We start from the raw sequence: 13,027 nt of genomic DNA on the forward strand, positions 1-13,027 counted from the left end.
TGTAATAGTGTATGGTGGGTAAAACTGCCTTGAACAAGGAAATGAAGCACCTAAACGGTGCATATTTCCGAACCATTCAACGGAGCTATATTATAAGGTATAGTCGTCCCTTTATAATCCGGAAAAATAGGAGGCGGGGACATACGTTCGTTCGTGACATTCGTAATGCCTTCCGGATGCAAGGACCAAAAGCCTAAATATACGACTATAGTGAGAACTTGTATTATTAGATATCCGATCACAAAATTTCGGACGATCTTTCTTTTCTTTGTATTATCCATGTATTATTGTCGTTTAGGAGTCGGGATAAATTGAGCGTAATAATAATAGGTATCACCAAACTGTTGCTTCAAGGCTGCCGGCGGCATAGAGCGTGCCACTTTCATGAATTGCAGGAAGCGGTTCTGCACCTCCTGACTGATCGGGAAGCTCCGGAACGCCTCCGGATCTTTCTGTACGGCCGCAAAGAACAAGCAAATAGCTTCTTGATAAAGCACCGGGAATGCCTCACCCCGTTCTTTCATCAATTCCATATAATGCATAAAAGTCATCAAATCCTTATAAACCAAAAGATATCCCATCCCATATTCGAAAGCCGGACGGTTATCGGCATGATCGTCGATCAAAAAAGCCAATGCGTTCGGAAAGATCAAGGTCAGGTCCAAAGGATTATCGGTAATCGGAAGCATCGCCCGTTTTGCCGCTATCCAATCTTCCGACGCACAAGCCACGGAGTCCAATAATGGACGTTGAGCGGTTGCCCAATCCCGGTAATGCGGGTTCGATTCCAGTATCTTGATATATTTCTCCGCCGCACGATATTCGCCGGTTACCAGATAAGTCTCCACCAAACGCTTCATCAAACGAGGTTGCACGCAACGTTGTGAACTTAATACCCCCACAAAGGCGAAACGTTGGGCGGCGTTCACTTGCCCGACTTGCCAAGCCACCTCACTCGCCTCGATCAATCCCATCCGGCTTTTCGGATCGTGCGGAATAAAACCACCCTCACCGATCTGGGGGAAACGCATCAAATCGGAAGTAAAACGTCCGGTTTTCGACAAAGCCAAATTCAGATAAATCAAGGCATCCATATCCCGCACAGAATGCGCACGAGCGTGCGAGACAATCTTCTGCCATTCTCCCAGCCGTGCATAGTAATCATACCGATAGGCCTGCTCCATCGGATCTTTCTTATAGAGAATCCCGGCGACCATCGCTATCAAAAGAAAAACGTAAGAAACGATTCGTTTCCAAGATTCCTTACGGATGAAAACCCGGCTCCTTACATAATAAAGAATGAAAGCGATCAAAGGATACGCAAGCATGATATATCCTAAAGAATTAGGTATCGGATATTCGGGATGGCATAGATGTTTGCTGAAGAACGCTTCCCGCATCGGAAGAATATAAACCGTACGCATGGCGATCAACGGTAGCAAACCTCCCCAAGCGATAGCGATAATGGCTACTCCAAAACGAGCCTTATCCCCTTTAGCACAACACTCATAAACCGCGATCAATAAGGCCAATAATAAATTAGCGGGTGCCGCAAAAAAATAAGAGCCCCCCAAAAACAAGAAGCCAAAGAGATAACGAAGCCAATCAATCTTGATTGAAGTATACAAATACGCAAGAACCTGCACGAAAGCGAGCATCGTCAACAAGGCGATTGACTCCAGCGGATAGATCCAAATTAAAAAAGAGGGAAGAATAGCCGCCAACATAGAGGCACGCACCCCACAAGCTTTTAAGTAAAGGAAAAAACAGCCGGAGATCAGTCCTAATAATAAAGCGATCACTACCGAAGCTCCATAAGGATGGATAAACGCGAGCGATAAGAACTCAGTCACATATTCATTCAATCCACCCGGTTCGGCCAATCGGTCTTGGAAATAACTACCGGTAGTCTGAAACATCATATACTGCTCCAGAAAACGATACCAATACCGAAAATTCAACTCTATGAATAGGATACTTCCTATAATAAAAAGGAATAGTATAATAGTATTATTGTTAACAAATAGTCTATTCTTCATTCTCCAACTGTTTTTCAGATCGTAAAGATAGAAAGTATATAGAAGATGGCAAAAGAAAAGGTTTAATTATTATATTGAACACGGAACACACGGAGCGTGTGCTCCATGTTCAAAGCTATATTTCTTACATCTGTTGCTCGCCGCCGCCGGAACCGCCGCTCTTCATATCATCGTTGCTGATACCTCTTTTTACTTTCTTGATGGCATCTTTCAAGGTGCCAAAACGATAAGATACACTAACCATTAACATTCTCATCGTACGGTAATTGATCTCACGACGGAAGAAGGTATCATCGGAAGTAGTATTTTCCATCTTCATTCGCTTCCAGAAGGGGTTTTGGAAAGACAACTGGACAGATAGCTTTTTCTTCAAGAAATCCTTGTTCACGGAGATTCCCGTGAAATAGAATGGAGAGCCTTTCCCCTGTAACTGGATCCAAGGAGAGAAATATCCTCCCTGTATGTTCACACGGAAATCCAACGGGAAATTAAACTGCGTACCGGCGAAAATACGTCCGCTGAATCCACTATTCGCCATATCATTCTTTTCGCTCTTCAAATCCGTATAATCCATTCCACCATTCATATAGATACGGAACAAAGGAACCGGATTCCAATTTGCGTATACGAATAAGCCGGTAGATTGTTTCTTTCCGATATTACCGTAGGTGGTTTGGAAAACACCCGGATTCTCCGGATCGATAAAGGTATATTGCTCGATCGAATTATTGACGAACGTATAAGTAGCGCTCGCGTTAATGCTGAATTTCTGGGCGAACATACTATAGTTCAAGTTTATATTATTACTTTTCTCCGAGTCCAGATTCGGGTTACCGAAGGATATGTTCTGTGGGTCCGCATTGTTTACATAAGGATTCAAATACCAGATACCCGGACGCTGGATACGCATATTATATCCCAAGCGAAGCTGTTGCGCCATACTCAATTGATAAGAGACCGTAGCGTTTGGCACCACGTCGAAATAATGGGTGTCAAAATTCATATCGGGAGCCATCTCATATTTCACGTCCAAAGCGGTTCCTTCCGCACGTACCCCCGCCTTCACGCCAAACTTATCAAACTTCATCGAATAGCCCAGATAAGCGGAATAGATATGTTGGGTATGACGGAAATGGCTATCTTTAGAAGTTATGTCCTCCCATATATTCAACGAATCGTTGAAAGCGGTACGATCCGTATTACTCCGGCTCTGGCGGAATATATATTTTGCGCCAACCTCCAAGGTCTGATCCTTCCACGTAGGGGTCGTATAATCCACCTGCCCGGTGTGCTCGTTCGTAGAAGCCTTGTTGATATTATTTTGCGGATAGCCGAGCCAAGGATTGTAATTCACGACATTCTTTAATTCCGTATAATCCTTGTTATCATTGGGAGAATGGCTGAAACGGTAGGAGATCGTCAGCAACTCATCTTTTTTATGGGTAGAGTGTTGGTAATCCACGCTCACGTCCGTAGAACCAAACGTTTCCGTAGCGTCCGAATTACGATTATAATCGTATACCGGATTACGATTGATATCCTGCATATTCACCGTGTATTCCGAACGGTTCGTCATCTTACCATGGAATAAGTTCGCCCCTACGGTCAGCAAGTTCAAGGAGTCGATCTCATAACTACCTTCCAGCGAACCAAACTGGAAGGGTCCGTTATTCTTCCTACGTCCATTTTGCGTCAAGAAATGTTGCTCGTCATTTTCCAAATCCTCACGTATCGAGGTAGACTCATTCCAAGGCTCCCTATTATAATTGTAATTATAATTCGCTGTCAACCCGAACTTACCTGCTTTAAGGGATATATAGCCGCCACCGCCTACACGCCCCAACGAACTACCGTTCACACGAACCGTACCAGTATATCCTTGTAGAGCGTTTTTCGTCGTAATGATATTAATAATACCACCGATACCCTCAGCGTCATATTTAGCGCCCGGGTCTGTGATCACCTCTATGTTTTTCACGGAATTGGCCGGCATACTCTTCAATACCTCAGCTGGATTGTTACTCAACAGGTTAGAAGGCTTGCCATTCATGTAGATCTTAAAGTTCGTGGAGCCTTTCAATTGGATTTGGTCATCTCCGTCCACGGTTACCATCGGTACCTTGCGCAGCATTTCCAATGTATTGTTTGTCTGTGCCTCCGGATCATCTTCCAAGCTATAGGTAAGTTTATCGATCTCAGCCTTCACCAAAGGTTTCTGTGCCGTAACCGTCACTTCCCCCAGCCGCTGGTTATCCTCCTGCATATACAACTTACCCAAATCCAAGTTCCTCTGTTTATCCGAGATCGTAAATGTTTTCTCGGCAGGAGCTTTTCCTATCGATTGCATAGAGATGATGTATTTACCGGCGCTACTCAATGGTGCCTGAAACTTACCATCCACATCACACGCTAAAAGCTTGACCGGCTTATCGGGGGTCTTCGCTAAAGCAATTCTCAACGTCGCATAGGGTACGGACTCGTTACTCAGCGAGTCTAACACCTGTCCCTTAATTGAATAGGAACCTGTCTTGTCCGCTTGCGCATACAGAGGAAGCGCAAAGAACAGTACCCAAAATAAGGCAAACAATTTCTCTTTCATACGTTCATCTATCACTATAAAAATAATACATTTTACTGCAAATTACACTATTTACGATTTCATCGTACAAATAAAGTCATTAATAATGTTCATATTTCCTTTTTCTTCTAAAGAAGTCTGAAAAAAGAGTATTTTTTCATAATAGACGGACATCAAGTAAAATAGGTTGCACAATAATCCTAGGAATCTTTGAGAAAACGAATATATTGTTATTTTTGCATTCGTAATTCTTTAAAATACAATGTCATGAGAACTATCTTTTGTGTATTAGCCACTTTGATGTTGGGTTTGACGAGTCTGCAAGCCCAGAGTTTAAAAGCCATTAAGTTGAATGCTCCCGACAAGACCCGGGGCGCTTCGGTAATGAAAGCCTTGGCAGACCGTCACTCCGAGCGCGAGTTTGCCAACAAGAAACTCAGCCTACAAGATCTTTCCGATTTGATGTGGGCCGCTATCGGTATCAACCGGGAGGATGGGAAACGTACCGCCGCTTCTGCCTTGAATAAGCAAGATGTGGATGTCTACGTATTGATGGAAGAGGGCGCTTATCTGTATGATCCGAAAGCCCATCAACTGAACCCGGTAGCGGAAGGCGATCACCGTCCACTGATCGGAGGAAAGCAAACCTCCGTGAACTCAGCTCCCGCTTGTCTATTGATGGTTTCTGATGTTTCCAAATTCGGCAATGTAGGTACACCACAATTACGTGAGCGCTTTGGAGCCTTAGATGCCGGGCTGGTCTCTCAGAATATCGCCTTGTTCTGCTCCGGATGTGGCTTGGTAACGGTTCCCCGCGGCAGCATGGAGGCTGATGCTTTGAAAAAAGTGTTGAAGCTATCCGACTCCCAAATCCCGATGATCAATCATCCGGTAGGATACGCGAAATAACGTCAGCACTCACGTAAGCCCCCGAGAATCATCTTGTGGGCTTACAAGACCGCTCACGCAGGAGGCTGAGAACAATCTTTACAAAAAATAGATATTCCGACTCTCCGAATATGATCAACCAATTCCATATTCGTCAATTTATGAAAGTTTCCCTTAGCTCGCGAACCGTAAAGTATTACTTCCTCAATATCCTCGTATCGAGCGAAAAACTCACGCAACTTATTCAATTCTATGTCACTCAATCCATATTTCATTTACAGCTTCATCTAGTCTCATTTTCCGATATACATAACATCCTCTCTTCAAACCGGCAAAATAGTGGATAATAAACCAGTACGATATTCTCATAAATTTCAGAAGCCACATCGTCATCATAATTATGAGAAGTCAAATTACGATCCTCAATTGTCTCCATCCATCGTTTATCTTCTATAAGCCCTATTTGTAAAGCCTTACGTATAGCATCACGTGAACCTCGAATATCCGTATAACCTTGATATTCCGCATAATCTTTCATCACCTTCCAGACTAATTCACGGGTATATTCAAAACGCTGGATTAATCCTTCTTGCAAAAGTTCATCAATCTCGTCCGCTAATTCCAACCGCCAAGATACAATGTCCACCGCTTGACCCAATTTAGCCAAAGCCTTACAATAATTAGAAAATCGCTGTAACCAACGTATATCTTGTGCCATATATGTAAACTTTAGAATACGAAGATAAGAAAAACAGAAGATATTCCTACATTCATTTCTTGAAAAATGCAAACCAAGCAATCAAAGCCAGCAGCACGAATATAACCACCAAGATCGTATTCCCCCAACGAATCAGGAAGGAAGGCATCTCGCCAATCATGTTGCGGACTTTCTCGCTACGTAACTCGATACGGTTTTGATCCGATTCTGCTTTTTTCTTCATCTCATTGTATGTCGACATATCTTTAATTCCCCAACTCTAATTGATTCTTCACTAAATTATAATAAGCGCCTTTGCGATCGATCAGCACGTCGTGGGTGCCTACCTCTACGATACGGCCTTTGTCAAGAACGACTATTTGATCGGCATTGCGTACGGTACTTAATCGATGGGCGACGATTATTACCGTCTTACCCCGGTAAAAGTCCGTCAGATTCTCCACTATGGCACGTTCATTGTTGGCATCCAACGAATTCGTCGCCTCATCGAAAAAGAGATAAGAAGGGTCCTTATAAACCGCCCGGGCGATCAAGATCCGTTGACGCTGGCCTTGGCTTACGCCTTGACCATCCGGACCTATCACCGTATTATATTTTAAGGGTAAGCGCTCGATAAATTCCTCTATATTGGCGATACGAGCTGCCAATAATAAGCGAGATTTATCAATCTCACCGTCATCCACGGCAATATTGCGTGCGATCGATTCAGAGAACAGATAACCGTCTTGCATCACCGCACCACATTGGTCACGCCACCATAAAAGGCTGAAAGATCGCAAATCATTTCCACCCACCCGGATATCACCTTCTACCGGATTATAGTAGCCCAATAATAACTTGATCAAGGTTGTTTTCCCGCTACCACTCGTTCCTACGATCGCCGTAATCTTGCCTCGAGGTATTTTAAGGTTTATCCGCTCCAAGACTTTCGGCGAATGGATGCCCTCATATTGAAACGTCACGTTACGAATCTCAATGTCCCTATCGCTTCCGTTAAAACCGGTTATCATACGTTCCGGCGTCTCCTCTTCTTCCCGATCATGGATCTCGCTCATCCGTTCCAGACTAATCTTCACGTCTTGCCAACTATAAAGAAACTGCACGAACTGTTCCACCGGAGCGTTCAACTGCCCGATAATATACTGTATAGCCAACATCATACCCAACGACAGGCTACCCCCGATCACAGCCGTAGCGGCAATCACCGTAATCACGATATTCTTTACCTCATTAATCAAGATACTGCCGGCCTCCTGACTCTGTTGCAGCCGCATCGATTCGATGTTTGTCCGGAACAAGTCCGCTTGTATATCCTCCCACTCCCAACGCCGACGTCGCTCACAATGCTGAAGCTTGATCTCTTGCATACCATTCAATAACTGCATGGTTTTCGATTGATTACGGGCCCGTTGCTCAAAATAAGTATAGTCCAGCAAACGGCGTTTTTTAAGGAAGAATGTCACCCATACGGCATATAAAGCGCTACCTAGTACGAAAATAAAGAATATCAATCGATTATAATAAAGTAATACCCCACCGAACACCACAAAGCTGAAAGCGGAGAAAAGCACCGTCAATGTCTGCGCCGTCAAGAAACGTTCCACACGCTCATGATCATGGATGCGTTGCAAGAGATCGCCCGTCATCTTCGTATCGAAAAACGACATGGGTAATCGCATCAGTTTGATCAAGAAATCGGATAACAATGATATATTCACCCTCGCACTTATATGCAGTAATATCCAGCGACGGATAAAGTCCACCGAGGCACGGCTCAAGACCAGCATCAACTGTCCCGCCAAGATCAGATAGATCAGATTCAGATTCTTAGTAGCTATACCTTTATCCACGATCACTTGGGTAAGAAACGGAAAGATTAATTGCAACACGCTTCCCAGCGCAAGCCCCAGCAACAACTGGATAAAGAAACGTTTATAAGGTTTCATATACCCCCAAAGGAAATGAAAAGGATCCCTTCCCGTATGACGTTCATCTTTCCGCTCATAAAAAGCGGGGGTCGGCTGCAAGGCCATTAATATGCCTTTCTCCTCCCCTCTCGAACGGGTACTGATCCACGCATTACGAAACTCTTCCTCATCAATACGCAACAAATTCTTACCGGGATCAGCTATATAAAAAACAGATTTCCCATCCTGTTTCTTTTTAACGTCATATAATACGACAAAATGATCTTGGTTCCAATGGAGGATACAAGGGAAGGGACGTTGCTCCACCATCTTCCCCAAGGTCATTCGTCCACATATCGTACGAAATCCTATATACTCGGCGGCATCAGCGATACCCAACATAGAGACTCCTTCCCGAGTGACAACACAAAGGTTCTGCATCGTCTCGGCGGAATACTCCTTGCCGTGGAACTTGGCGATCATGCGGAGGCAGGTGGCACCGCATTCCATGGAGTCGGGTTGTTTGATATGAGGGAATCTCACAATTAATCAATTACTGGCATCGTTGATAATCCTGGCATACCTCCTTCATTATTCAAACTCTTCTTTCCACTCTTATACTTCCTGCCAGAAAAGAAATTCCAACTAAGACGCACAAATAACATCCTGCCGTTGTCCTTAATGGTAGTCCATGATTTTTGTGGAGTGATGGAAGATAACAAGTCGCTTCCAGCATCCCATTGCTTTGCGAAAGGATAATACAAGCCCAATCCAACGATGAAATGTTTCTTGCTATATTGTAACATAGCGATTGATGATAATGATCGATATTCCAAACGTTCCCCCATCAAGTACTTATCTCGGGTATCCGCAGTAAGAAGCAAAGAAAAATCTTTGTAATTAATATTCGCCTGAAACGATGCACTAAACGTATTCAAATGATGCCGATAATTCTCTCCGGAAGTCTTATAATGCGAATATCTCAATCGAGCAGATAAGGTCAATATATTATTAAACAGACCACTGTAACGGCCATATGCCATCAAAAAATAACGCTGCATATAGCCTTGATTAAGATAGCTATTGATAAACATACCTGCTTTATCATCATAATAAATATGATCAGTCACCGGATTGTCCATATAATAATGATAGCCGGACAACTGCAAGTTAAGCTTCTTATGTGTAAACGAGTAAACCAATGAATTTTCATACGCATTATAAGCTGATAAGTTTCGATTTCCTTGTGATTGCAAATATGGATTCACAACCTGTACCACGTCATTCAGATAAGCTACTTGAGGATCTTCCGAAGATAGTTCAAAATTATAACGAAGCAATGATGTCTTAGAGAAACGATACCCCAGACTAATAGCAGGCTGGAAAGACCAAAAAGTACAGTTTCTATCTAACTGGCCATAACGACTCATAGCCCCGGAAACACCAGCATTATAAATGAATTTATTGAAATTTCCTGATAATTGAGCGTAAGCGTAGAGATAGTTGTTATCCGTTTCCCGAACTCCCGATTCATTAGAATAGCGATCCTCTTCCCAAAAATGGCTCTCCTTGATTCCAATTGACAAACTATGATTCTTGGAAAACCGATCATTATATTTCAACTCCCCGATAAGGTTATATCTGGAACCATCCGCACTAAATGAAGTAAAATAACGATCCCTCTCCTCCTCCTCATACCAATAATCTAAATCAGAACTGACATAACCTCCAACCACGTTTACACTTAAACCTTGACGAGGCGTAATTTGTTTAGAAAAATAAATATCCAACTCCGGCAATATATCACGAGTACTCCGCTCGCTTCCCTGACGACTGCTAAATGCTCCATTTTCATAGATGTTCGCCAAATAATTTTTTTCATTATATTTATAAGCCATACGACCTATCACGCTAAATAGATAATCTTTCTCTTTCATCAAACTATACGAGATATTCAAATTGTGTTCTTGTGATTTGAATGGCGTATTCTCACCCATATATTCCCGAAGGATCTCTGTCTGATCCGGAAAGAAATATCGGTTGGTTTGATCATTCGACCGTTTCTTATACTTCCTGAACATCGTATTATAGCTCACTCCAATCTCAGACCGTTTGTGATTCCAGCGCATGTTCAAGAAATCATTTCCAAATCCAACCCAAACGGCATTCAGCAAACTACCGGAAGTGGAGAATCCCGTTATAGGTTCTTTCGTAATATAGTTCACAACCGCTCCCGCCCCCTTTCCGTACTCTAAACCCGGATTATCAATATATTCCACCTTTTGTATGTTTGAGGCTGTCAAAGCATCCACATCCTTTACATTTACCTTTCGTCCGTTTATACGGAACTCTACGGCTTTATCCAACGCTGTCGCCGTCCGTTCTACCGTATTGACATCCAAACCCGGCAACATCATATTTGCTAATAAATCCAATGGAGTAGCGGACTGTTTCACCTGTATACGATCCGGATAAACAATCATTCGATCCAACTCCTGCACTTGTTGAGAGGCTATTATCTGCACTTCATCCGTCATCACCTCGTTTGTCTCTAGTATAATTTTTCCAAATTCTTGATTCTCGTAGACATTTACCAAGCCGAGTCTCTGTGTTTTATAGCCAAGAAAAGAAATTTGCAAGTAACAACGATTTATCAGCTTACAATCTATTTTGAATGCTCCTTTCGCATCCGATGCCTTCCCTGTGATCAAGGTCGAATCAGTCGCATTGTACAAAGCCACATTCGCACCCACCAAAGCTTCAGATTCCGCATTTACGACAATTCCGGATAATACGATTTTCTTCTGTGCTTCCACAGAAAATAGAGTAAAAAGGCTACAAAGGACGATCAGTACTCTCATAATAATTTAGTTTAACTATTAGACACACAATATTCGAGTATGGATTCCTCGAAAGACATATCGTTCTGTCTGGATTTAACACATTTGAATTTCGAAGCCCTCAAATTAGCGACCTCAAAAGAACGAGGGCACTCTCCCCAACACAATGGAAGATATTTACACTCTCTACATTGTTCATTCTCAAACGGACGATAGCCAAAGTACCTCTCTTCAAAATCAGGGATCAGCCATTCTATTTTCCCATCTGGATTCAGTCGCCCCAATGCCCTATCTTCCGAATAATCTTCTTGGGCCGTACATTTGTAAATATTACCATTAGGCGCTATCATATTATAATATTTTCGGCAGGCGTAACAACGGCAGTAATTCGTATTCAAATAAGTTTGAGGAGAGACTTTGTACCCTTGCTTCTTAGCCTCTTGTACAAAGTAGATATTTTTCGCCTTATTTTCATCTGAGTTTTCCACTTGCCAAACTTTACGGAGAAGAAAAGATATTCGCTGCTTGTGTTTTTCATCGATTCGACTGCTGATCTGTTCTAGAAATATATTGGGATCAAAATTTTTATCATCATAATTGATTCTAATTTTGACGTTTGCATCTTCAAGAATATCACAAATCAAATTTATACGTTTTAATATTTCATCAAAAGAAGACTTATTAGGAGCCACACGAACCTTATCGTGAAATTCACGCATACCATCCAATGTAATTTGGAAACCAACCACATCCAAGCCTCTCATTTTTATCAACATCTCTTTCGTAAAAAGATATCCATTAGTTGTCGCACTAGAAGAAAAAGGAATATTATTTTGATCAGAACATTCTTTTGCATATGATGTTATTGGATATATAACGTTTTCAAAGCCCAGCAAAGGCTCTCCTCCAAACCATTCAATGTTCAATGATCTGATTTTTTTTTCTTGAATCATATAAAGAATATGTTTCTTTACCAATTCAACAACTTGCTCTGCCATAAATTCACGCTTATGACATTGAATACAATACCAACATTTAAAATTGCAAGAGAATGTAGGAAGAATAACTAGTTTATAATCTAGGCGATCTACTTGGCTTTGGTTCCTTTTGTAAATATAGTCCAACTCATTTTCAGAATCATCCAATAAAAAACGCCCTTCTAATAATAAATTCTTAAAATTCGGAAGATCCATCAATTTATCATCAGGTGAAGATAACAAACTTTCCAACAAATTCTTATACTCTTTCTTAAGAACAAAAAACTTAAATGTAGAGGCATTAAAACAATACAAGAAGTCTTCCTTTTCTAATATAAAATTATATCTGCTACTTTTCATGATCTTTTAATATTTCAATAGAGGGTGTGAATCAAAAGTCTGTATTTACCAAATGCAGATAACTCCAACAAACACAGATATTATTTATTATCTATAAAAAAAGTCCGTATGTTCTGAATTATCATCATCCGTTTTATTAAACTTGACACACCCTCCATCAACTTCTATCCTAACCGAATATTTTCACTTGCAGCCTCTATTTGTACAATCGTCACCACTGTCCTCACATCCTGGATTTGTACAAGATTTGCCACTACCTTCGCCACCACCTTTGATTTCACGTCCCTCTAATAGAGATAAGTTCTCAACTTCGAGTTTAAACAACTCTTCTTTTTCTTTTGTATCCATAATACTTAGAATTTGATAGTTAAACAATAAAGGCTCTTTATAAGAGCTTAATATTTTTCATGTATATTGAAAGAATAAGGAACCTTCCTCCCATCCTCAATCCAATACCATTCGTCAGTCTCTTCATCATAAACCCATCCTCCACCCTTAATGGCGGAAAGCTCTTCCTTCGACAACAAATCACCAGTTTCCATGTCTATATGCTTTTTAGTCTGTCTCAAAAATATAAGTAAAATTTCGTACTCTATCTAACAAACACCTAATTTTTATCTAACAAAAAGCTAACAAAACGAGAAAAACGCATCTTTTTTTAAGATTATTCACTATCTTCACATCCAAAATAACGAATCTATCATGAAACACTCCTTATAT

General features: G+C 41.6%; 10 protein-coding genes. 1 reads left to right on the forward strand and 9 read right to left on the reverse strand.

The features are described 5' to 3' along the window. Window positions 1-284: 284 nt before the first annotated feature. Together D7V92_RS11770 and D7V92_RS11775 are read right to left on the reverse strand one after the other, a co-directional pair. On the reverse strand, window positions 285-2,039 hold the full coding sequence (locus D7V92_RS11770; RefSeq protein WP_121772935.1) for a DUF6057 family protein: 1,755 nt from the start codon (window positions 2,037-2,039) through the stop codon (window positions 285-287). 124 nt (window positions 2,040-2,163) lie between these two features. Further along, window positions 2,164-4,638: an outer membrane beta-barrel family protein gene (locus tag D7V92_RS11775; RefSeq protein ID WP_008779306.1), complete on the reverse strand. Its 2,475-nt coding sequence runs from the start codon at window positions 4,636-4,638 to the stop codon at window positions 2,164-2,166. 246 nt (window positions 4,639-4,884) lie between these two features. On the opposite strand from D7V92_RS11775, the gene D7V92_RS11780 reads away from it, so the two are divergent. Continuing rightward, window positions 4,885-5,526: a SagB/ThcOx family dehydrogenase gene (locus D7V92_RS11780; protein WP_005859107.1), complete on the forward strand. Its 642-nt coding sequence runs from the start codon at window positions 4,885-4,887 to the stop codon at window positions 5,524-5,526. A gap of 262 nt (window positions 5,527-5,788) precedes the next feature. Here D7V92_RS11780 and D7V92_RS11790 read toward each other — a convergent pair whose 3' ends face one another. The 7 genes from D7V92_RS11790 to D7V92_RS22240 form a co-directional block, all read right to left on the reverse strand. Then, the gene (locus D7V92_RS11790; protein ID WP_008779305.1) at window positions 5,789-6,223 is read right to left on the reverse strand and encodes a nucleotidyltransferase substrate binding protein; all 435 of its coding nucleotides are present in this window, start codon (window positions 6,221-6,223) and stop codon (window positions 5,789-5,791) included. A gap of 52 nt (window positions 6,224-6,275) precedes the next feature. Next, window positions 6,276-6,464 (reverse strand): hypothetical protein, encoded by a 189-nt coding sequence (locus tag D7V92_RS11795; protein WP_005859114.1) that lies wholly within the window; start codon window positions 6,462-6,464, stop codon window positions 6,276-6,278. Window positions 6,465-6,468: 4 nt separating this feature from the next. Further along, window positions 6,469-8,673, reverse strand: coding sequence for a peptidase domain-containing ABC transporter (locus D7V92_RS11800; protein ID WP_121772937.1), 2,205 nt, complete (start codon window positions 8,671-8,673; stop codon window positions 6,469-6,471). Between the two features lie 2 nt (window positions 8,674-8,675). Next, complete coding sequence (locus tag D7V92_RS11805; RefSeq protein WP_008772686.1) at window positions 8,676-10,991, reverse strand: TonB-dependent receptor; 2,316 nt, start codon at window positions 10,989-10,991, stop codon at window positions 8,676-8,678. A gap of 11 nt (window positions 10,992-11,002) precedes the next feature. Next, window positions 11,003-12,307, reverse strand: coding sequence for a radical SAM protein (locus tag D7V92_RS11810; protein WP_008772687.1), 1,305 nt, complete (start codon window positions 12,305-12,307; stop codon window positions 11,003-11,005). A 183-nt stretch (window positions 12,308-12,490) separates the two neighbouring features. After that, entirely contained in the window at window positions 12,491-12,655 is a 165-nt protein-coding gene (locus D7V92_RS22080; RefSeq protein WP_154398146.1) for a hypothetical protein, read from the reverse strand. A 47-nt stretch (window positions 12,656-12,702) separates the two neighbouring features. Then, window positions 12,703-12,849, reverse strand: coding sequence for a hypothetical protein (locus tag D7V92_RS22240; protein WP_164497358.1), 147 nt, complete (start codon window positions 12,847-12,849; stop codon window positions 12,703-12,705). Window positions 12,850-13,027 lie beyond the last annotated feature (178 nt).

The sequence above is a fragment of the Parabacteroides sp. CH2-D42-20 genome, from assembly GCF_003670185.1.
Taxonomy (GTDB): Bacteria; Bacteroidota; Bacteroidia; order Bacteroidales; family Tannerellaceae; genus Parabacteroides; species Parabacteroides distasonis.

Bases quoted from the DNA above. Each gene is read 5' to 3' on its own strand.
- D7V92_RS11770 (WP_121772935.1), bottom strand. From the start codon at position 2,039: ATGAAGAATAGACTATTTGTTAACAATAATACTATTATACTATTCCTT.
- D7V92_RS11775 (WP_008779306.1), bottom strand. From the start codon at position 4,638: ATGAAAGAGAAATTGTTTGCCTTATTTTGGGTACTGTTCTTTGCGCTT.
- D7V92_RS11780 (WP_005859107.1), top strand. From the start codon at position 4,885: ATGAGAACTATCTTTTGTGTATTAGCCACTTTGATGTTGGGTTTGACG.
- D7V92_RS11790 (WP_008779305.1), bottom strand. From the start codon at position 6,223: ATGGCACAAGATATACGTTGGTTACAGCGATTTTCTAATTATTGTAAG.
- D7V92_RS11795 (WP_005859114.1), bottom strand. From the start codon at position 6,464: ATGTCGACATACAATGAGATGAAGAAAAAAGCAGAATCGGATCAAAAC.
- D7V92_RS11805 (WP_008772686.1), bottom strand. From the start codon at position 10,991: ATGAGAGTACTGATCGTCCTTTGTAGCCTTTTTACTCTATTTTCTGTG.
- D7V92_RS11810 (WP_008772687.1), bottom strand. From the start codon at position 12,307: ATGAAAAGTAGCAGATATAATTTTATATTAGAAAAGGAAGACTTCTTG.
- D7V92_RS22080 (WP_154398146.1), bottom strand. From the start codon at position 12,655: ATGGATACAAAAGAAAAAGAAGAGTTGTTTAAACTCGAAGTTGAGAAC.
- D7V92_RS22240 (WP_164497358.1), bottom strand. From the start codon at position 12,849: ATGGAAACTGGTGATTTGTTGTCGAAGGAAGAGCTTTCCGCCATTAAG.